Annotated in this window: 16 protein-coding genes and 1 pseudogene; 7 read left to right on the top strand and 10 right to left on the bottom strand. The window is 66.3% G+C overall.

All coding sequences use genetic code 11. The features are described 5' to 3' along the window. Positions 1 to 30: 30 nt before the first annotated feature. A complete protein-coding gene (locus ACFPK0_RS03260; RefSeq protein ID WP_377338328.1) occupies positions 31 to 936 on the bottom strand; it encodes a hypothetical protein in 906 nt (301 codons plus the stop codon). Between the two features lie 239 nt (positions 937 to 1,175). Between ACFPK0_RS03260 and ACFPK0_RS03255 the strand changes: the two genes are divergently transcribed. Beyond that, a complete protein-coding gene (locus ACFPK0_RS03255) occupies positions 1,176 to 2,291 on the top strand; it encodes an OprO/OprP family phosphate-selective porin (RefSeq protein WP_377338326.1) in 1,116 nt (371 codons plus the stop codon). A gap of 954 nt (positions 2,292 to 3,245) precedes the next feature. On the opposite strand, the gene ACFPK0_RS03250 is transcribed toward ACFPK0_RS03255, so the two are convergent. Genes ACFPK0_RS03250 through ACFPK0_RS03235 form a run of 4 tightly spaced genes read right to left on the bottom strand, consistent with a single transcriptional unit; the run spans position 3,246 to position 7,076 of the window. Then, positions 3,246 to 4,361: a sulfate/molybdate ABC transporter ATP-binding protein gene (locus ACFPK0_RS03250; protein WP_377338324.1), complete on the bottom strand. Its 1,116-nt coding sequence runs from the start codon at positions 4,359 to 4,361 to the stop codon at positions 3,246 to 3,248. A gap of 10 nt (positions 4,362 to 4,371) precedes the next feature. Next, positions 4,372 to 5,235: a sulfate ABC transporter permease subunit CysW gene (gene cysW, locus ACFPK0_RS03245; RefSeq protein ID WP_377338322.1), complete on the bottom strand. Its 864-nt coding sequence runs from the start codon at positions 5,233 to 5,235 to the stop codon at positions 4,372 to 4,374. Then, complete coding sequence (gene cysT / locus ACFPK0_RS03240) at positions 5,232 to 6,065, bottom strand: sulfate ABC transporter permease subunit CysT (protein WP_377338320.1); 834 nt, start codon at positions 6,063 to 6,065, stop codon at positions 5,232 to 5,234. The genes cysW and cysT overlap by 4 nt, the downstream gene beginning before the upstream one ends. Positions 6,066 to 6,068: 3 nt before the next feature. Next, positions 6,069 to 7,076 carry a sulfate ABC transporter substrate-binding protein gene (locus ACFPK0_RS03235; protein WP_377338318.1) on the bottom strand — a complete coding sequence of 336 codons (1,008 nt, stop codon included), beginning with the start codon at positions 7,074 to 7,076 and terminating at the stop codon, positions 6,069 to 6,071. Between the two features lie 439 nt (positions 7,077 to 7,515). On the opposite strand from ACFPK0_RS03235, the gene fusA reads away from it, so the two are divergent. Then, positions 7,516 to 9,555 carry an elongation factor G gene (fusA, locus tag ACFPK0_RS03230; RefSeq protein ID WP_377338316.1) on the top strand — a complete coding sequence of 680 codons (2,040 nt, stop codon included), beginning with the start codon at positions 7,516 to 7,518 and terminating at the stop codon, positions 9,553 to 9,555. Positions 9,556 to 9,670: 115 nt separating this feature from the next. On the opposite strand, the gene ACFPK0_RS03225 is transcribed toward fusA, so the two are convergent. Then, on the bottom strand, positions 9,671 to 10,150 hold the full coding sequence (locus ACFPK0_RS03225; RefSeq protein ID WP_377338314.1) for an SET domain-containing protein: 480 nt from the start codon (positions 10,148 to 10,150) through the stop codon (positions 9,671 to 9,673). Positions 10,151 to 10,278: 128 nt separating this feature from the next. On the opposite strand from ACFPK0_RS03225, the gene ACFPK0_RS03220 reads away from it, so the two are divergent. Continuing rightward, positions 10,279 to 10,758, top strand: coding sequence for a hypothetical protein (locus ACFPK0_RS03220; RefSeq protein ID WP_056082035.1), 480 nt, complete (start codon positions 10,279 to 10,281; stop codon positions 10,756 to 10,758). Positions 10,759 to 10,781: 23 nt separating this feature from the next. After that, on the top strand, positions 10,782 to 12,572 hold the full coding sequence (locus ACFPK0_RS03215) for an acyl-CoA dehydrogenase C-terminal domain-containing protein (RefSeq protein WP_377338312.1): 1,791 nt from the start codon (positions 10,782 to 10,784) through the stop codon (positions 12,570 to 12,572). An 80-nt stretch (positions 12,573 to 12,652) separates the two neighbouring features. Here ACFPK0_RS03215 and ACFPK0_RS03210 read toward each other — a convergent pair whose 3' ends face one another. After that, positions 12,653 to 14,563, bottom strand: coding sequence for an esterase/lipase family protein (locus ACFPK0_RS03210; protein WP_377338310.1), 1,911 nt, complete (start codon positions 14,561 to 14,563; stop codon positions 12,653 to 12,655). A gap of 119 nt (positions 14,564 to 14,682) precedes the next feature. On the opposite strand from ACFPK0_RS03210, the gene ACFPK0_RS03205 reads away from it, so the two are divergent. Continuing rightward, on the top strand, positions 14,683 to 15,669 hold the full coding sequence (locus ACFPK0_RS03205) for an Lnb N-terminal periplasmic domain-containing protein (protein WP_377340226.1): 987 nt from the start codon (positions 14,683 to 14,685) through the stop codon (positions 15,667 to 15,669). 18 nt (positions 15,670 to 15,687) lie between these two features. Here the strand turns inward: ACFPK0_RS03205 and ACFPK0_RS03200 are convergent, their stop codons facing one another. Beyond that, positions 15,688 to 17,127: an RNB domain-containing ribonuclease gene (locus tag ACFPK0_RS03200; RefSeq protein ID WP_377338308.1), complete on the bottom strand. Its 1,440-nt coding sequence runs from the start codon at positions 17,125 to 17,127 to the stop codon at positions 15,688 to 15,690. 148 nt (positions 17,128 to 17,275) lie between these two features. On the opposite strand from ACFPK0_RS03200, the gene ACFPK0_RS03195 reads away from it, so the two are divergent. Beyond that, on the top strand, positions 17,276 to 17,752 hold the full coding sequence (locus ACFPK0_RS03195) for a GNAT family N-acetyltransferase (protein ID WP_056082050.1): 477 nt from the start codon (positions 17,276 to 17,278) through the stop codon (positions 17,750 to 17,752). 429 nt (positions 17,753 to 18,181) lie between these two features. Here the strand turns inward: ACFPK0_RS03195 and ACFPK0_RS03190 are convergent, their stop codons facing one another. Beyond that, positions 18,182 to 18,943, bottom strand: coding sequence for a SapC family protein (locus tag ACFPK0_RS03190; RefSeq protein WP_056082053.1), 762 nt, complete (start codon positions 18,941 to 18,943; stop codon positions 18,182 to 18,184). 232 nt (positions 18,944 to 19,175) lie between these two features. On the opposite strand from ACFPK0_RS03190, the gene ACFPK0_RS03185 reads away from it, so the two are divergent. Then, on the top strand, positions 19,176 to 19,790 hold the full coding sequence (locus tag ACFPK0_RS03185; RefSeq protein WP_056082056.1) for an HNH endonuclease: 615 nt from the start codon (positions 19,176 to 19,178) through the stop codon (positions 19,788 to 19,790). A 177-nt stretch (positions 19,791 to 19,967) separates the two neighbouring features. Here the strand turns inward: ACFPK0_RS03185 and ACFPK0_RS03180 are convergent. Next, positions 19,968 to 20,351, bottom strand: a pseudogene (locus ACFPK0_RS03180) (low affinity iron permease family protein); the annotation flags it as partial. Positions 20,352 to 20,475: the final 124 nt, after the last annotated feature.

The following is a 20,475-nucleotide window of genomic DNA, read 5'->3' as shown; positions in this document are numbered from 1 at the left end:
GTAGCCGGGCGCGCCGCGCCGGTGCGGCGATCAATGGGCCCTGGCGGCACCTGCGGCGCGATCACGCAACTCGGCATCCACCGCGCGGTTCGGCGTGTCGGTGGGGCAACCCCAGGGCAACGGTTTGTTGGCCCGGTAGATTGCGATGCAGGCCTCCACGCTGGGCGGTTTCGCTGCCTTGGGATCGGGTGCCAACGGTTTGGATGGCGCCATGCTGAGGCGTGCGTCGCCATCCTTGGCCGAGGGCGGTGGCGGCGGATTGATGCAGTCGGGAATGGGCACGCCCACGACCGTCTTGCACTTCAGGTGGATGCCGCCCGGCAGGTCCACATCCGTGTCCTTGACCACGGCATCCACCACATGCCGCAACGCGGCACCGCCCAGGGTTTCGTCCGGCGGCGGAAAATACTTGTCCAGCGAGGTGCCCTTGTACTTGATCGGATCGCTGTTCTGCATGATCCGGCGATCACCCTGCAACGCGTGCGACACGTAACCGGGCGTTGCACTGCTGGCCGACGCGGCGGGTAGCAGCGGCTGGCCGTCGCGGCCGTACAAGGTCACCGGTTTGCGCGCCGGCGGCGTGGCCGGCAGCTGAATCGTCATCGCGCGCCTGGTCGCAGGTGTTGTGCGTGCCGGTGGCTCCCGCGGCGGCAAGGGTGGCACGACCGGCGGTGGCGGCGCGGCCGTTTCCACCGGCGCGCGCGTGATGAAACGCACCTGCAGGACCTGTTGCGACTCGGCCATGATCACGCGACGCCCCGGCCGCAGTGCCTGCCATGCCATCAGCGCCATCACCACGTGCAGCAGCGCCACCAGGCACAGCAACCAGCGATTCCATGGCAGCACGCGCGGTGAAACCCGCCAGCGCCGCCGCCGCAAAAGCGCCAGCGTTCCGGCGTCCAGATCGTTCCAGTCGCCACCTTTTTTCCGCTGCATGGAAGCGATAACAATGTCCCGGCCACGAAGGGATGTCGGCAGCATGGCAAACCCTGCTTGAACCCGACCCTTCCCCGACCACCGCCAGCACGCGCGGGTTCCCGCACCACGATGCGCGGGACATCGATTGACGCCCTCGTCATAACCACATGACGGAAGATAACTTCCGTCAGCGAACCGTTTGGATACCGTTGTGCCCACTGCGCATGAAGCGCTGGCGCTCCCCAACGAGAATCCCCATGCACACCAGAACCCTGCTTGCCCTGAGCCTTCTCGGCCTTGCCCCCTATGCTTTCGCCGCTACCGACGAGTGGCCGACACGAGCGCATTTCGACGACGGCATCGAGCTCGGCGTGAAGGGCAATTTCCAGTACGACGCCAACCAGTTCAGCACCGACCACTTCGACGACGCCACCACCTGGCGACGCCAGGTCGTCACTCTGTACGGCGCAAAAAAGGGCGTTTTCAACGCGGACGTGGGCTACGACTTCCAGTCCAACGCGTGGCAGGACGTGTTCCTGGGCGCCACCACCGGCATCGGCAATTTCCGGCTGGGTGAGTTCAAGACGCCGGTAGGCATGGAAGATGGCGCCACCTCGGCCAGCGCCACCACTTTCCTGGAAACCAGCCTCGCCGGCCAGGCGATATACGAGGGCCGGCGGCTGGGCCTGGAATGGAAGTACACCGGGCTGTCGCGCTGGGCGTTCCAGCTGGCGTATTTCGGTCGCCACGATCTGAACGACGCGGCCAGCGGAAATACGGCAGCGGCCCGCGCCGTGTTCAATCCCGTCAATGAAGGCAACGACGTCATTCACCTGGGGCTGTCCGCCTCGCGCGAGGCGCGCGACGATCGCACGGCGCGTGTGCGCGCCCGCCCGGAGGTAAACCTCACCACGATCCGCCTGGTCGACACCGGCACCCTCACCGGCGTCGACCGCATCGATCGCGCGGGACTGGAAGCGGCGTGGCTGCACGGCCCGTGGCTGGCGCAAGCCGAATACCTCACGCTCGACGCCCACCGCAACATCGGCAGCAACTACCGCAGCGACGGCTACTACGTATCGGGCAGCTGGCTGCTGACCGGCGAATCCCGGCGCTATCGCAACAACGCCTTCGGCGCCCCGACGCCCGCCCGCGACTGGGGCGCACTGGAGTTTGCTCTGCGCTATTCCGCGGTGGACCTGGACGATGGCGTCGTGCGCGGCGGCGAGCAGCACGACTGGACGCTGGGCCTGAACTGGTACCTGCCCCGCGGCTTCAAACTGCAAGCCAACTACATCCGCGCCTGGAGCGACCGACGCGGAGCAAGCGTGGACCCGGAGATCTTCGCGCTGCGTGCGCAGCTGGCGTTTTGAGGAAAGCCGCTACTGGGCCCGCTGTAGGAGCGACTTCAGCCGCGACGCTTCTGGTTCCCCGCGTGGTTTAGAGCAAAAGCACCAACGGCAGCCGGGTCAGTTTCTCCTCGCGCGCATTCTGTGGGAGCGCCCCTGTGTGCGATGTTCTTGATGTTCGTGGGAGCGACTTCAGTCGCGATGCTTTTCGACAGCACATCCATGTGCTGGCGAAAAAGCATCGGCATCCTGCCGATGCCCCCTTCGGGGCCTTGTCGCCCCCGCCTCACCGCCGCACAGGGGCCCCGGGTAGAGCGACGGTCCATCCTGGCCCGTACTCGGGATGAAGCCAAAGCAAAGGCAAAAGCAAAGGCGAAAGCAAAGGCGAAAGCAGAAACAGAAGCAGAAGCAGAAGCAGAAGCTGCTCACCTCAACCGTTCTCCCTGAGCGTAGGCCGCAGGCCGAAGTCGAAGGGCCGCTCGACTTCACCCTTCGACTCCGCCGCTGCGCGGCTACGCTCAGGGCGATCGGAAGGTGAGGAAAAAAGCAGAGGCTTCACGCTGCGGCGTTCTCGCAGCGGCAACGTCGCTGCGCACCGAGTGCGCGCCACGATGGCGCGCTGCTTTACCCGGGGCCCCTCTGAAGCGGCGGGCGGGCGAAGGATCAGCCCGCAGGGTGGTTCGCATGGATGCGAACCAGTTTGGCGTCAGCACAGGATGTGCTGTCGACAAACCCCGTAGCCCGACCGCGTACCTTGCGGGCAGGATGCCCGCAAGGTACGCAAGCGGGGTGCTCTTTCTCTTTGGTTACTTTCTCTTTGAGCACGCAAAGAGAAAGTGACTCGAACGCCGTAGGCGATCTAAAGCTTTTCGCTCTATGGCTACACGAAACCAAAAAGCATCGCGACTGAAGTCGCTCCTACAAAAACGGCAAGAGCATCCCGCACAGGCCCGCTCTAACGGCGAGGGGTTGCTCTGTCTACGGAGCAGCTTGCGGCTGCAGCACGTGGCGCGCGGCCACATTGGCTTCACCTTCTGCGTCGAGCGGAAACGCGGTGATCAGTCGTGGTTGCACGACCAGCGATTGCCCCGGCTGCAGGCCGCGTTGGGCCACCTCGTCACTGGACATGTCCGCCTCCAGCACCTGCCCCAGCGCGGGCACATCCAGCTCGAGGTGCGCCACGCCGCCGGCCAGGTAGATGTGCCGCAGTTGCGCGGCCCAGCCATCCGCTGCTGGCGCCGACGACACCAGCAGATGTTCCGGGCGCACGTAGCCGATGGCGCTGCCGACGGCGTTGCCCGGCCAGGGATCGGCACCGAGTTGCCGTTGCCCGCCGGTCAACACGCCGTTCGCGCGCTGCAGCGGAATCCTGTTGTTCTTGCCGATGAACTCGCACACGAACGGCGTGGCCGGCTGCTGGTAGATCGCCTCCGGCGTGCCGATTTGTTCGATGCGGCCGCGATTCATCACCGCCACGCGATCGGCCAGCTCCAGCGCCTCCTCCTGGTCGTGGGTGACGAACACGCTGGTCAGGCCCAGCTCCTCGTGCAGATTGCGCAGCCAGCGGCGCAGTGCCACGCGCACTTGTGCGTCGAGCGCACCGAATGGTTCGTCCAGCAACAGCAGGTCCGGCTCGACGGCCAGTGCGCGCGCCAATGCCACGCGCTGGCGCTGGCCGCCGGAAAGCTGGCTGGTGTAGCGCTTGCCCAGGTCGTCCAGTTGCACGCGCTTCAGCAGTCGCTCCACGCGCTCGTTGATCTCCGCGCGGCTGGGACGCGACTTGCGCGGGCGGATGCGCAGGCCGAACGCCACGTTCTCGCTCACCGTAAGGTGGCGGAACAGGGCGTAATGCTGGAACACCAAGCCCACCTTGCGCTGCCGCGCGTCGACCGCCAACAGATCGCGGTCGTTCTGACGCACGCTGCCGCTGTCGGGATAATCCAGCCCTGCCAGGATGCGCAGCAAGGTGGTCTTGCCCGAGCCGGATGGACCCAGCAGCGCCAGGAACTCACCTGGTTCGATGCGCAGGCTGACGTCGTCCAGTGCGGCAAAGCCGGCGTAGCGGCGATGGAGATGGGACAGTTCGAGGGTCATGCGTTGTTTCTCAATGGCCACGCGTAGCACGCGCGGCAAGTTCGTCGCCGTAGCGCCATTCCAGTAGCGCCTTCACCACCAGCGTCAGCAGCGCCAGCAGGCCCAGCAGCGAGGCCACGGCAAAGGCGCCCATGTAGTCGTACTCGTTGTAGCGCATCTCCACTTCCAGCGGCATCGTGGTGGTCAGGCCGCGGATGTGACCAGACACCACCGACACCGCGCCGAACTCGCCCATCGCCCGCGCATTGCACAGCAGCACGCCGTACAGCAGCGCCCAGCGGATGTTGGGCAGCGTGACGCGGAAAAACATCTGCCAGCCGCTGGCGCCCAGCGTGCGCGCGGCTTCTTCTTCCTCGCTGCCCTGCGCCTGCATCAGCGAAATCAGCTCGCGCGCCACGAACGGCAAGGTGATGAACACGGTCGCCAGCACCAGCCCGGGCACTGCGAAAATGATCGTGACGCCGTGATCGGACAGCCACGGTCCAAACCATCCCTGCGCGCCAAACAGCAGTACATAGACCAGGCCGGCCACCACCGGCGATACCGAAAATGGCAGGTCGATGAACGCGCCCAGCAGCGCCTTGCCGCGAAACTCGAAGCGCGTCATCGCCCATGCCGCCGCCACGCCGAACACCAGGTTCAGCGGCACCGCGATGATCGCCACCAGCAAGGTCAGCTTGATCGCCGACACCGTCTCGGGCTGCGCCAGCACGTCCATGAACGCGGCCACGCCCTTGCCCAGCGCCTCGATGAACACTGCCGCCAGCGGCAGCAGCACCAGCACAGCCATGAACGCCATCACCAGCGCGATCAACGTGCCACGCAGCAGGCGGTGGCGCCAGCTCAACGGGCGGCTTGCATGCCGGCCATTCATGCGCCGCGCTCCGCCCAACGCCCGCTCCAGCGTTGCAGCAGCGCGATGGCCACCAGCAGCAACAGCGAGAAGCCGAGCATCACAGTGCCCAGCGCGGCGGCGCCGGCGTAGTCGAATTGCTCCAGCTTCTGCACGATCAGCAGCGGTGCGATTTCCGAGCGCAGCGGGATGTTGCCGGCGATGAAAATCACCGAACCGTACTCGCCCACCGCCCGCGCCAGCGCCAGTGCAAAGCCGGTGAGCAGGGTCGGCAACAAGGCCGGCACGATCACCCGCACGAAGGTCTGCAGGCGGGTGGCGCCCAGGCTTTCGGCGGCTTCTTCGACATCGCGATCCAGTGTTTCAAGCACCGGCTGCAGCGTGCGCACCACGTAGGGAAAGCCCACGAAAATCATCGCTACCAGCACACCGGCCGGCGCGTACGCGATCTTGATGCCAAGCGGCAGCAGGTATTGCCCGAGCCAGCCGTTGGGCGCGTAGATCGCCGTCAACGCGATGCCGGCCACGGCGGTGGGCAAGGCGAACGGCAGATCCACCAGTGCGTCGATCAGCCGCCGCCCGGGGAAGCGGTAGCGCACCAGCACCCATGCCACCAGCAAACCGGCCACTGCGTTGAACAGCGCCGCGATCAGCGCCCCCCCGAAACTCAGCTTCAACGCAGCCAGCGTGCGCGGCGCGGAAAGCAGTTGCAGCCAGCCGTCCACATCCAGCGCCGACGCCTTCCATACCAGCGCCGCCAGCGGCAACAGCACGATCAGCCCAAGATACGTCAGCGCGTAGCCCAGGCTGATGCCGAAGCCGGGCAGCACCCGTCGTCGTTGGCGAGCCATGCGTCAGCTGCCCGGGCCGATCTGGTCGAACACGCCGCCATCGGCAAAGAAGCGCTTTTGCGCCGCGCGCCAGCCGCCGAAGGTGTCATCGATGGTGAACAATTTCAGCTTCGGAAACTGCGTGTCGTACTTGGCCTCCACCGAGGCCAGCCGCGGCCGGTAGAAATTCCTGGCGATGATTTCCTGCGCCGCGGGCGTGTAGAGAAACTTCAGGTAAGCCTCGGCCACCGCCTGGGTGCCATGCTTCTTCGCGTTCCTGTCGACCACCGCCACCGGCGGTTCGGCCAGAATGCTGATCGAGGGCACGACGATCTCGAAGGCTCCCTTGCCCAGCTCCTTCTGCGCCAGAAACGCCTCGTTTTCCCATGCCAGCAACACGTCGCCTACGCCGCGCTGCACGAAGGTATTGGTAGCGGCGCGGGCACCGGTATCGAGTACGGGCACGTGCTTGAACAGCTCCTTCACGAAAGCTTTTGCGCTGTCATCGGTGCCACCGGGCAGCTTGCGCGCATAACCCCACGCCGCCAGGAAATTCCAGCGTGCGCCGCCAGAGGTTTTCGGGTTGGGCGTGATCACCTGCACGCCCGGCTTGATCAGATCGCCCCAGTCGCGGATGCCCTTGGGGTTGCCCTTGCGCACCAGGAACACGATGGTCGAGGTGTACGGCGTGGAGTTGTCGGGCAGCCGTTTCTGCCAGTCCGTGGCCAGCAGGCCGCGATCGGCCAGCGCGTCGATGTCGTAAGCCAGCGCCAGCGTCACCACGTCGGCGGGCAGGCCGTCCACCACCGAGCGCGCCTGCTTGCCGGAGCCGCCATGGGACATCCGGATCGCCGCCTTGTCGCCCGGGTGGCTGGCGTTCCATTGCGCCAGGAAAGCGGCGTCCACATCGCGGTACAACTCGCGGGTGGGGTCATAGGAAACGTTGAGCAGGGTCGCGGCGGCGACAGTTCCCGCCAGGGTCATTCCGCTCAGGAGGACAGCGGCCAGCAAAAACAGTGATGGTCGTTTCATGGCGATTCCACGGGGATGGGGAGGGCTCAGCGTATCGGGGCCTTTCCGGCCCCGCGAAATGGTCAAAGGCGATGACGATATGCCGCCCTGCATGGTGCGGGCCTGATCGGGAGATGAATGCAATCACGTCGCCGGTTAAGGTTCCGCTAGGAACCCGCCGCGTGGAATGTCGGGCACACCGATGCGGTGGCACTGCGTGTTTTTCCGCGCATCGCGACCGCTCCGCAGCCTTGCCGCACGCCCATCCCTGCACTGCAGCTTGACCCGACCCGCGCTTCGCTCAAGTCTAGGCGGGCGGCATCTGCCGCTTCCGCCATGACCGTCCTCGCTGCGTGCGGGCGATGCGCGACCATGACGGCCCGCCATCGTCAGCCGCCAGCGCGGCCTCATGCGGCGCCGTTATGCCATGAGGCCACGCCCTTTCTGGGAGGGTCGCATCGTGTCGCATTCCACGGAACACATCCGCAACATCGCCTTGACCGGGCACGCGGCAGCGGGCAAAAGCACGCTGCTGGAGGCCTTGTTGCTGGCCGGCGGCGCGATCCAGTCGCCCGGCAGCATCGAGCGCGGCAATACCATCTCGGACAGTGACGCGCAGGAAAAAGCCCGTGGCCATTCCATCGACAACTGCGTGGCCAGCGTCGATCACGGCGATTGCCACCTCAACCTGATCGACACCGCCGGCTACGACGATTTCCGCGGCGGCACCCTGTCCGCCTTGGCGGCGGTGGAAACCGCGGCGATCGTGGTCAACGCCGTCAACGGCATCGAGCACGGCACCCGCCGCATGATGTTGCACGCGCGCCAGCGCGGCCTGGCGCGCATGCTGGTGATCAACAAGATCGATTTCGACGGCGCCGACCTGGCCGCTCTGGTAGATGCGTTGCGCCAGGAATTCGGCACCGAATGCCTGCCGGTGAACCTGCCCGCCGGGCACGGCAGCCGCGTGCTTGACTGCTTTTTCCACAAGGACGGCGTCACGGATTTCTCGTCGCTGGCCGAGGCGCACCAGCGCATCATCGACCAGGTCGTGGAGATCAGCGAAACCACGATGGACGTCTATCTTGATGCCGGCGAGGCCGCGCTCACACCGCAACAGTTGCACGACGCGTTCGAGCAATGCCTGCGCGAGGGGCATCTGGTGCCGATCTGCTTCGTCAGTGCCCGCACCGGCGCGGGTGTACGCGAATTCCTGGAACTGGCCGAGCGGCTGCTGCCGAATCCGGCCGAGGGCAACCCGCCGCCGTTCGTGCGCGCCGACGGCACGCCGTTGCCTGTCGGCCCCGACCCGACCGGCCACGTGGTCGCCGACGTGTTCAAGATCGTCAACGACCCGTTCGTGGGCAAGCTGGGTGTGTTCCGCGTGTGGCAGGGTACGGTGCGCCGCGACAGCCAGTTGCTGATCGACGACAACCGCAAGCCGTTCAAGGTCGGTCACCTGCTGCGGCTGCAGGGCAAGACGCATGTGGAGATCGAGGCCGCCATTCCGGGCGACATCGCGGCGGTCTCCAAGGTGGAGGACATCCACTTCGACGCGGTGCTGCACGATTCCCACGACGAGGATGCCATCAGTCTCGCACCGCTGGCATTCCCGTCACCGATGTTCAGCCTGGCGGTGCGGACGCGGCACAAGGGCCACGAGCAGAAGCTGTCCAACGCGCTGGCACGGCTGGCCGAGGAAGACCCCTGTTTCCGGGTGGAGCATCACAAGGAACTCAATGAAACGGTGGTGCGCGGGCTTTCCGAATTGCACCTGAAAGTGATGTTGGAACGCATGCGCGAGCGCTACGACGTGGAGGTGGACACGCACCCGCCGCGCATCGCCTACCGCGAAACCATCGCCGCCAGCGCGGATGGCCATCACCGGCACAAGAAGCAGACCGGCGGCGCCGGCCAGTTCGGCGAAGTGTTCCTGCGGGTCGAGCCGTTGGCGCGCGGCGCCGGTTTCGAGTTCGTCGACGAAGTGAAAGGCGGCGTGATCCCCGGCCAGTTCCTGCCGGCGATCGAGAAAGGCGTGCGCCAGGCGATGGAGCACGGCGCCATCGCGGGTTTCCCGTTGCAGGATCTGCGCGTGACCGTTTACGACGGCAAACACCACGCCGTGGACTCGAAGGAAGTGGCCTTCATCAGCGCCGGGCGCAAGGCGTTCATCGATGCCGTGGGCAAGGCCAAGCCGATCGTGCTGGAGCCGATCGTGAACGTGGAAGTGGCCGTGCCCGAGCACCACGTAGGCGACGTCACCGGCGCGCTGGCCGCCAAGCGCGCGCGCATCCTGGGTACCGATACGCAACGCGGCGGCGAGCGCGTGATCAAGGCACAGGCGCCGCTGGCCGAACTGACCGACTACCCCACCGAACTGAAATCGATGACCGGCGGCCGCGGCCGCTACAGCCTTGATTTGAGCCACTACGAGGCGGTGCCGCCGGCCGTGCAGAAGCAGCTCGGGGAGAGCTGGAAGCCGCGTGTCGAAGAGGATTGAGGCGAGAGGCTGTCCGTGGCCGACTGTCTTTCTGTAGGAGCGACTTCAGTCGCGATGCTTCGCTCAAAAGTTCGGGCAAAGAGCATCGCGACTGAAGTCACTCCTACAAGGTCTTTTACGCCGCGCGAGGACGCTTGGGCTTCAGCAAGGTCCCGGTGCACTTGGGCGAACCGCACAGGCACTGCCACAGCTTCTTCAACCGCGGTGTATACGGCGCATCCAGCACGATGCCGTAGTCATAGGTGAGCTCCTCACCCGGCTTGATCTTGCGCAGCGCCTCGATCACCACCTTGTCGCGACGACGATCGCCATCGGCATTTTCCTCCACCAGCGCGCGGCAATTGGGCGCGCAGCTGTGGTTGATCCAGCGCGCGCTGTTGCCGCCCTGGTTGGCGTCGATGATGTACTCGTCGTTCAACGTGAACAGGAACGTGTGCCCGGTTTCGCCACCGTCGCCATACAGCTCGTCCGCCTCGGCGTGTGTCAGCAACTTGCCCTTGTACTCGACGACTTCCTCGCCCCGGGCAATCGTGTCGACAGCGAAAACGCCATTGCCGTGGATGGGAGAACGGCGGGCGACGAAACGTCGTGGCATGGAATGGAACCTGCGGAGGAAAAGAAACATGATGCCTGTTTGCGCTTGGCCAATAAACATCGCACTGGCGTGCGCACGGCCAAACATGGTTAGAATCAGAGTTCAAACGATCGTTTGGAGAATCTGCAATGTCCGTATTGCGCTGGATCGTCCCCGCCCTGTTGTGCCTGGCGCTGGTCGCCTGCGGGCCGCCGAAGAAAAGCGTGTTTCCGCCGACGGTCACCGTGCAGCAGTTGACGGTGCTTCCCGGCGGGCAGTGGCAGCTGACGGTGCGCATCCAGAACAACAGTTACTCCAGCATGGATTTCAGCGTGCTGGAAGGCAGCATGCAGGTGGCCGAGCTGATGCCGATCCGGCTGCATGCCAGCTTCAAGCGGGACATTCCGGCGTTCGCCGGCGACGTGATCCAGCTTGACGTCCTGCCCACGGCGGCGATGACCCAGACGCTGCAGGCCGTCGCCGCCAAGGGCAGCCGCGGGTCGCTGCCCTATCGCATCGGCGGCAGCGCCCGCGCCCAACCCGAGCAGGAAGACGCGCCACGCGACTTCGATTTCAGCGGCAAGGACTGGCTGTCCCCCGTCCCCGGCATGCCCGGCACCTTCCGCTAGCACCCTCTTCCCAAGGAACCGACATGACTGCTTACAAAGCCCCCCTCGATGACCTGCGCTTCACGCTTTTCGATGTGCTTGGCGCGGAACAGACCCTGCTGTCGCTGCCCGGCGGCGACGCCCACAGCCGCGACCTGCTGGATGCGGTACTGGAGGAAGCCGGCCGCCTCAGCGAACAGCTGCTGGCGCCGACCAACGGCCCGGCCGACGCCGAGGGCTGCCACTTCGACAAGGCCACCCAGACGGTGACCACGCCGAAAGGCTTCAAGGAAGCGTTCAAGGCCTTCGCCGAAGGTGGCTGGACCGGCCTGACCAACCCCGAGATCTACGGCGGCCAGGCGCTGCCCGGCGTGCTCGGCACCGCCACCACCGAAATATTCCAGTCCGGCAACCTGGCCTGGAGCTTGTACCCGCTGCTGTCCGAGGGCGCCACCCACGCAATGGCCATGCACGGCGAGGAATGGCAGCGCGAGCGCTTCATGAAGCCGATCGTGGCCGGCCGCTGGACCGGCACCATGTGCCTTACCGAACCGCAGGCCGGCTCCGACCTGGGCCTGCTGAAAACCCGCGCGGAACCCGCTGCGGCGGACGCCGACGGCCACGCCGTCTACAAGATCAGCGGCACCAAGATCTTCATCAGCGCGGGCGAGCACGACCTCAGCGAGAACATCGTGCACCTGGTGCTGGCGCGCCTGCCCGACGCGCCGGAAGGCAGCCGCGGCATCTCGATGTTCATCGTGCCGAAGTTCAAGCTCAACGCCGACGGCACGCCGGGCGAACGCAACACCGTGGCCGCCGGCGCGATCGAGCACAAGATGGGCATCCACGCCTGCTCCACCTGCGTGATGAACTTCGACGGCGCCGAGGGCTACCTGATCGGCAAGCCGCACAAGGGCCTGCCCGCGATGTTCACCATGATGAATGCGGCGCGCCTTTCGGTCGGCGTGCAGGGCCTGGCATTGGCCGAACGTGCGCTGCAGAACAGTCTCAACTACGCCCGCGAACGCTTGCAGTCGCGCTCGCTGTCGGGCCCGAAATTCCCCGACAAGCCGGCCGACAACCTGCTGGTGCAGCCGGACGTGCGGCGCATGCTGCTGACCCAGCGCGCCTTCGTCGAAGGCTCGCGCGCGCTGGTGCTGTACACCGCGTTGCAGACCGACATCGAGCATCGTTCCACCGACGAAGCAGTGCGCCAGAAGGCCGGCGAGCTGGTGGCGTTCCTGATCCCGATCGCCAAGGGCATGACCACCGAGCTGGCGCAGGAGTGCACCAAGGAGGCGCTGCAGATCTACGGCGGCCACGGCTACATCGCCGAGAACGGCATGGAGCAGTTCGTGCGCGATGCCCGCATCATCACCTTGTACGAAGGCACCACGGGCATCCAGGCCGCCGACCTGCTGGGCCGCAAGATCCTGCAACTGCAGGGCGTCGGCGCAAAGCATTTCCTGCAGGAGATCAGCGCGTTCTGCCAGCAGCAAAGCACCAACGCGGCGCTGCGCCATCTGATCGGCCCGCTGGCCGTTGTCACCAAGGAATGGAGCGACCTCACCGTGAGCCTGGCCCAGCGCGTGGCGGCCAACCCGGAGGAACTCGGCGCCGCGGCGACCGACTACCTGTACTACTCCGGCTACGTCACCCTCGCCTACCTGTGGGCGCGCAGCGTGGCGGCCGCCGAGGCCGGCAATCAATCCGCCGCGTTCAAGCAGGCCAAGCGCGACACCGCCGCGTTCTACTTCGCCCGCATCCTGCCGCGCACGCTGATGCACAAGGCGGCGATCGAAGCCGGCGTGGACACGCTGCCCGCGATCGACTGATCCATCGCTGGCATTCGCCATGACAAAAGCCCGGGGCGATCCCGGGCTTTTTTTCGACCGGGGCGGACCCCCGACGCCCGCTACGGCGTGTGCTTCACCGCCTCCAGCTGCAACCGGAGAATCCGGCGCAGCTCCAGGATCGCCGCCGGGGTTTCCTGCACGCTGTGCCAGGAGGGTATGGCCAGTTCGGAATCGGCGCCGTCGAGATGGGCGCTCTTGTACGGCACCACGCCGTCGCTGCTGTCCTGCAGCGGTCCCTTGCTTTTGTAGACGCCCACGATGGTGTGGTAATGCACGCGCGGCGAGATCGGCAAGCCGGCCGAGGCGATGATGAAGGGGTCGGTGTCACTGAGGTTGTCGATGCTGTTGGGGATGCGCAGCAGCGGCGCGTTGTTGCCTTCGTCGCCGTCGGTCTTGATCAGTTCGGTGAGGCTGGCCATTTCCTTCAGCACGCCGACCGGCAGGCGGATCAGGTTGCCGATCCAGCGCGCCAGCCGATGCTGCGCATACGGCGTGCCGCGATGCGGCGAGGCGAGGAAGATGGCGCGATCCACCTGCGGCATCGGGGTGAACTGCAGGTAGCGGCTGAGCCGCGCGCGAAAGCGGGCGCGCTTTGCCGCCGGCAGGTTCGGCCGCAGCGGAATCAGGTCCCACAGCTTGTCGCCGCTGGAGGACACCAGCAGCCGTGCGATGACGCCGCCCATGCTGTGCCCGATCAGTGTCATGTCCCGCGAGGCGCGCGCCGTGCCGGTGGGGTCGTAGTGGTGCAGCGTGGCGTCCAGCGCCTTGCGGATGTTGGCGAGATTGACGGCAACCGGCGCGTTGGTCGGGTAGTAGACCTCCCACACCTGGTAGTTGCGGCGCAGCGCCTCGTCGCCCATCACTTCGTTGGCGACGTTGATCCACGCCTCCGGGCTGCTGGCCAAGCCGTGCAACATCACCACCACCAGACGGTTCGGATCGTACGGCTGCATCAGCAGCACGCGCGGGGTCTGGATGCCGCCTTCGCGCCCCAGCAGCGAGCGGATCGACTGGCTGGCGAAGCCCGAGCGCGCCAGCCACACGCCATAGGCGGCGGTGAAGTTGGCGCCCAGCGGAACGCTGCGGCCGGCGATCGTGAGGGTGTCGTCGCGATACGGGTCGCGCACCACCAGTTGCACCTGCCGCGTCGCCAACACCTGGGCCAGCGTATCGCCGTCGAAGATCAGCGCGCCGGTCATCGATACGTAATCCGGATCGCGCCATGCCACGTCATGGCCGGGCGCCTGGGGCGGTGCGACGGCGACGAAGTCCGAGCCGAAACCGTCACGTCGGTAGACGTTGCGCAGGCCACGAAAACGCAGGCCCGCCGCGGGGATGAGTTCGGCCGGCACCCGCGCGTCGTCGGCCAGGCGCAGGTCGGTATCGGCGCGCAACACCGTCCAGCCGGCCAGCTCGGTCTTCGTCCATTGCCGACCCAGCTGCGGCAGTGCCTCGAAGAAGCGGCTCACCGCGCGCTGCACGGCGTAGTTGTAGAAGCCGATCACCTGCACCTGGCGCAGGTCGAAGGCGCGCGCGGCCAGCGGGCGCTCGGTGTGGAACAGATAGGCGTAGGCGTAGCGCGCGGATTCCAGGTATGCGTCGAGCGTCGCCGCGTCCATCGGCGTCTTGTCGTTCGCGTGATCACCGTCGATGGCGCGGCCCATCCACAGCTCGGACAAGGCCGAAAGCCGCTGCTCGTCAGTGAGCCCAGGCGACTGCGCCACCGTGTCCGTGCAACCGATGAATTCGCGCTGGCAACTGTCGGTGGTCAACGCCACCACATTCAGCGCCTGCACCGTGCCGTCGCTGAGGCGGGCGGCACCGATCACGTCGGCGCGCCGCTCGTTGGCGTAGTCGTTGTGCTTGACGCGGCTTACCTCGACCATCGCGCAGGCATTGAGGCACAGCAGCACCGCGACGAGGGCGCAACGCGCCATCACGCGACCCCGGACCGGCAGGGAAAGCTGCATCGCTACACTCATCGGCCGAGTGTAGCCGCGAGGCGGGCACGGATTGCCTTGCCGTGGCCGAAGTCGCACGCTGGCGCCATGGATCGCTGGCCCGAGACGTGATGAAGCAGAGAATCAGGATGATCGCGCGGATGCTGCTGGTCGGCCTGCTCGCCCTGGCCACGCTGTGCTCGGGCGCGTGGGGCGCGCTGGCCCTGTGGTACCAGTTGCCGGGCGGCACCGTGGTGAAGACCCTGGGCAGCGTGGCCTGGTCGCTGGTGGTGATCGTGCTGGCCGGCATCGCGATCAGCCGTCGCAGCTGGCTTCCGGCGGGCATCTACCTGGCGCTGTACGCGCTGCTGCTGTTCTGGTGGAGCAGCATGGCGCCATCCAATCTGCGCGACTGGGCCGACGATGTCTCGCGCCCGCTCACCGGCCGCATCGAGGGCAACCAGGTGGTGTTGCACAACGTGCGCGACTTCGCCTGGCGCAGCAACACCGACTACGACGCACATTGGGAAACCCGCCGCTACGACCTGGACCACCTCGCCAGCGCCGACGCCGTGCTGTCGTACTGGGGCAGCCAGGCGATCGCCCACGCGATGATCTCGTTCGGCTTCGACGACGGTCGCCACGTGGTGTTCTCGGTGGAAATCCGCCGTGAGCGCCACGAGCAGTACTCGCCGATCGGTGGTTTCTTCAAGCAGTTCGAGACCACCCTGGTGGCCGCCGACGAACACGACATCATCCGCGTGCGCACCAACGTGCGCGGCGAGGACGATTACCTCTACCCGCTGCGCATGGACAAGCCCGCGATGCGTGCGCTGTTCCTGTCCTACGTGCGCGCCGCCAACCACCTGGCGACGACGCCGACGTTCTACAACACGCTCACCTCCAACTGCACCACGATCGTCTACGACATGGCCCGCCAGATCGCACCGGGCCTGCCGTGGGACATCCGCCTGCTGCTCACCGGCTACCTGCCGGAGTACCTGCACAAGGTGGGCGCAGTGGATCGCAGCGTGCCGGTGGATGTCTTGCGCGAACGCAGCCGGATCACCGAGCGGGCGAGAAGCACGCGGGCGACGGACGACTTCTCGCGGGCCATCCGCGAACGCACGCCGTGATCGAGCCCGGCGTCTTGCTCAGCGGTTCAGCGCGAAACGCGCCACCCGCCTGACCGGATCGGCCTCCACCAGGCTCACCTTGACGTCGGCACCGAGTGGCAGCGCGCCGGTACCGGAAACGCCAGCCTCGATCGCCGGTTCGCGCACGATGACCGTGCCCTTGTGCGGGTCCTCGTGATCCACCTCCACGATGGCTCCCGGGAAAACTTCACCCACCCGCGACGCCAGCACCACCGCCTCGGCCAGGTTGAGCACCGCGCTTTCGTACTGGCCGGCGCGATGACCGCAGGACTGCATGGTGGTCGGCAACCCTGGCAGCGCCGCCAGCACCCATGCCGGCACGGGTTGCCCCGCGCACAAGGCCACGCAGATCTCGCCGGTGTACCGATCCACCAGCCGCCGCAGCGGTGCGGTGGCGTGGGTGTATTGCGCGGCCAGCGCCGAATGCATCGACTGCTCCGGCAGTGTGCCGTTGAAGGCGGCGTAGCCGGCTCCGCGCAACACGCTGGTGCAGGCGGTGAGCATCGCCACGTGCAAGCTGTTGGAGGGATCCAGCGAACGGATGAAGCCGGGGTAATCGAGCGCGGCCGGCCAGTCGATGGCCAGCGCTCGCGCCGTCACGCGCAGGCGTTCGATCGAGCGCGGATCGAGCGGCGGCAGCGTGCGCAGGATGCCGACCCCGGCCTGCACCATCAGATGCGCGGCAGCCATGCCGGTCAGCAGCGAGATCTGCTCGTTCCAGTCCTCCAGCGGCAGGCGCGCGCGAAAGGCCAGCTCCCATCGACCGTCCACCACGCCCACCTCCTGCTCCGGCAGCGGCAGGCTGACGCCGCCACGGGAAACCTCGCGCCGGCGGCGCAGCTCGCCGATTTCGCGCAGCACCGCCCACATCGGCTCGGTCGTGCCCGCATCGATGAGCTTCTGCACGCCGTCGTAGTCGAGCTTCGCCCGACTGCGCACCTTGGCCCGCCGCACGTCGACGGCGATGCCTTCGCCGGTATGGTCCAGCTCGATCGTCCACAGCAATGCGGGGCGCAGCTGATCCGGCAGCAGCGACGCAGCATCCTCGGACAGCACCTTGGGGTGCAACGGAATCTTCGTCTGGCCGCCATACAGCGTTTCGCCGCGCCGGTGCGCTTCCAGATCGATGGGGTCGCCCGCACTGACAAAGGCGGCGACATCGGCAATCGCGTAGTACACGCGGTAGCCGCCCTCGGTGCGCTCCACATACATGGCCTGGTCCAGATCCATCGCACCTGCCGGGTCGATGGTGACCAAGGCGATCTCGCTGCGATCCAGCGCCGGCCAGCGCGGCTGGGCCGCGGCGGCAACCGCGGCCGCCTCCACCTCCGGTGGAAACGCCGACGGCAGTTTCAGGTCGCGCTGGATGTCATCCAGGCCCTGCGAAAACGCCGTGTCGGCTTCGGGCTTGATGTGGAGGCGGCGGGTGGTCGACATGAAGAGCTCCCTGGCTTGGTGGGTTTCGATGATTCACCGCACGATCCGTCGCGGCAGCGGCCTTTTCAAGATAACCCACACCGTTCGGGCTACCGCGCCGCGGCGGCAAGGTGTAGAAACGACAGCTTCAGTCCTGTCTGATGGACCCATGACCGACACCAGCCTGCTGATCCGCCTGGCCGAAGAGGAAGACGGTGATTTCATCCTTGCGCAGGTCACCCGCTTCGTGAATTTCACGCTGCCGCCGTGGCGGCGCAGGGAGGCATGCATCGGCGGGATCCGCCGCGACCTGCTGCGGCATCTGGACGACCAGCCACCCAACAGCTACCTGTTCGTGGCCGAGGACGCCGACGGCGAGCGGGCCGGGTTCATCCACCTGCAACGCACAGTGGATTTCTTCACCGGTTTCAGCAACTGCCACATTTCGGATCTGGCCGTCGCCTCGACGCATGAGGGCACAGGCGTGGGCAAGGCCTTGCTTGCGCATGCCGAAACGTGGGCGGCGGAACACGATTGCCGGCTGCTGACGCTGGCCGTTTTCCCCGGCAACGAGCGCGCGCGGGCGCTGTATGCGGCGGCGGGCTATGCCACGGACCTGTTGCGGCTGGCCAAGCCCGTGGGCTGAGCGGCTACCCGACAACGCAGCCGATCATTCCCCCGCAAGCGGGGGAAGCAAAAGCCCGCTCCTTCCCTCGCTGCGCGGGGGGAAGCGAAAACCCGCTGTTCCTTCCCCCGCTTGCGGGGAAAGGTGCCGAAGGCGGATGGGGGGGCGCGGCAAAGCTGCGCTGCTGTTGGCTTTCACAACAACCGAAGAGCGCCCCCTTCAGCCCTGCGGGCAGCTTCCCCCGCAAGCAGGGGAAGCGAAAGCCTGCCGTTCCTTCCCCCGCTTGCGGGGGAAGGTGCCGAAGGCGGATGGGGGTGCGCGGCAAGGCTGCGCTGCTGTTGGTTTCACGACAGCCGAAGAGCGCCCCCTTCAGCCCTGCGGGCAGCTTCCCCCGCAAGCGAGGGGAGCGAAAGCCTGTTCCTTCCCGTGGGTCGTGGGAGCGCGGGTCGCTCAGTTGGTGGTCTTGTTGGCCGCTTCGGTCAGCTCGCGCTGGCTCAGGCGCTGGGCCACGCGATCGATGTTGATCAACGAAAGCAGGTGCGCGTAGATCCAGCCCATCGCGCCGCTGACCAGCAGCTCCTGCGTGACGGTGGCGTCCAGCGCGCGCAGCTTGTCCTCGTTGACCATGAACAGGCCGTTGAGGTTGATCGTCTTGCCGCCCTTCTCCAGCCGCAGGCTGCGCGACTCCAGCAGGTCGTGCTTGACGAGCTGCTCCATGAACCACTTGGTACGCGACACCTGGTCCTGGAACTCGCCCAGGAAGCCGATCGCCTTGGTCAGCATCTCGCTGTTGGTGCCGTCTTCCTGGAACAGGCGCTCGCCTTCGCTGGGGTTGAAGCCGCTGTAGGCCTCGTCCAGGAACACGGTGAAATCATCGCCCTCGGTGCCGGCCGGCTTCTCGGCCAGCACGAACGGGTAGCGGCGCACGAACGCGGGGATGTAGGTGTCCCTCTCCCACTTGCCCTCGGCGTCCACATAGAGGTTTTCGTTCTCGCGCAGGCCCAGCACCGCCATCGGGCCGGCCTCGGCAATGGTCTTGCCGCCGAACACGATCATCAGGTCGCGCGCGGCCACGGCGAATTCGGCACCGGTCAGGGGCACCGAATGCGCGTTGAGCGCGAATTTCAGGCTCTCAAGCGGTTTCAGCCGCAGATTCTTGTGTTCGTTGCGATTGAGCGGAACTGGACGCTCGTAGAAAAGGATTTCAGCCACGTTACTTACCTCTACCCCGCCGTGCCGGGGTCGCCACCGAAGCGCCCCCTACCAAACCCGGCGTCGGGGTCTGTGTTGATGGGCAACTATATCAGCGCCGATGCACGTCGGGAATCGGGGCAAGCCCTTGTAGAGACAGTGGCTTGCACGCGATGGAAGGGGCATTTGGTCTATGCTGGCTGCCGACTGCATCGCGCAAACGCTCTTTCGCTACCGCTGAAGGAATCCGTACATGCTGATGGAAGTAACGAATCAGCCTGATCTCCAGGCAACCCGGGTGCTGTCGCTGGATGTATCCGGCCGCATCCTGGACTGGATCAGCTGGCAGGACGCCGTCTGCCTGTACGTCCGCGAGGCCGTGGCCTGGACCCTGGGCGACCCCTGCCTCACCGTCCACGGTGGCATCAACCGCCTGCGCGGCGCGCAGAGCCTGCTGCACCTGCATCCGATCGTCGCCAGCACCGGCCACTGCCGCGACCACGCGGTGGACCCGGCGCCGGCGTTGACCAACACCGCCCTGTTCGCCCGCGACCGCCACCTGTGCCTGTACTGCGGCAACCACTTCACCCGTGCCGAACTCACCCGCGACCACGTGCTGCCGCTGTCGCGCCAGGGCAAGGACGAATGGGAGAACGTGGTCAGCGCCTGCGTGGCCTGCAACCTGAAAAAGAGCAACCGCACGCCGCAACAGGCCAACATGCCGCTGCTGGCGGTGCCATACCGGCCCAGCTGGGTGGAGCACCTGATCCTGTCCAACCGCAACATCCTGGCCGACCAGATGGAGTTTCTGGTCAGCCACCTGCCGCGCAGCCGGCGCGGGTTGATGGTGGAAGCGAACGCGGCATGACGGTCCGGTAGCCGAGGTGCCAGCTGGCTAGCTGGCTGGTTTCTCTTCGGCGGCGGCTTCGGCGGCCTTCTTTTCCTCTTCGGCGGCCTGACGCTGCTCGCGCAACTCGCGATCGATCTCCTTCATCTCTTCGCAGGCTTCCGTCTGTTCCTGCTCCACCTCCACTTTTTTTCCTTCGCGCGATCGGGTGGCTTCCTCCTTCCGCCGCGCGGCCAGCTTGCTGTAGTTCTCGCGGATGCGTTCCAGCGTGTCCTCGTCCAGGTTTTCCACGTCCAGCAGGCCGTTGTGCGCGGCGGTGGCGCGAATCAGCTCGTCCAGCTTGATCTGCAGCGCCGCGCTGTCGCGGTTCTGGCTGTTCTGGATCAGGAACACCATCATGAACGTGATGATGGTGGTGCCGGTATTGATCACCAGTTGCCAGGTGTCGCCAAAGCCAAACAGCGGCCCGGTGGCCGCCCACACCACGATCATGCCGGCGGCGAGCAGGAAAGCGCCCGGTTTGCCTGAATAACGCGCCGTGGACTCGGCAAAACGACGGAAAGATTGCGAAACTTTGCTCATGGTTCGATTACCGGTGCCTGGATCGGCGCCAGCTTGCCGTGACGATCGTGTGCCAAACGTGCAGGCGGAGCACCTTCGCACCGGGGATTTCACGGCTCCACGCTTGCCCCACTTCGCCGCTAGC

Origin of the sequence: Rhodanobacter ginsenosidimutans (assembly GCF_042655685.1) — a bacterium.
In the GTDB taxonomy this organism is placed as follows: domain Bacteria; phylum Pseudomonadota; class Gammaproteobacteria; order Xanthomonadales; family Rhodanobacteraceae; genus Rhodanobacter; species Rhodanobacter ginsenosidimutans.
Note: the sequence above shows the minus strand (reverse complement) of the source record. Positions and strands in the feature narration are given on the sequence as shown.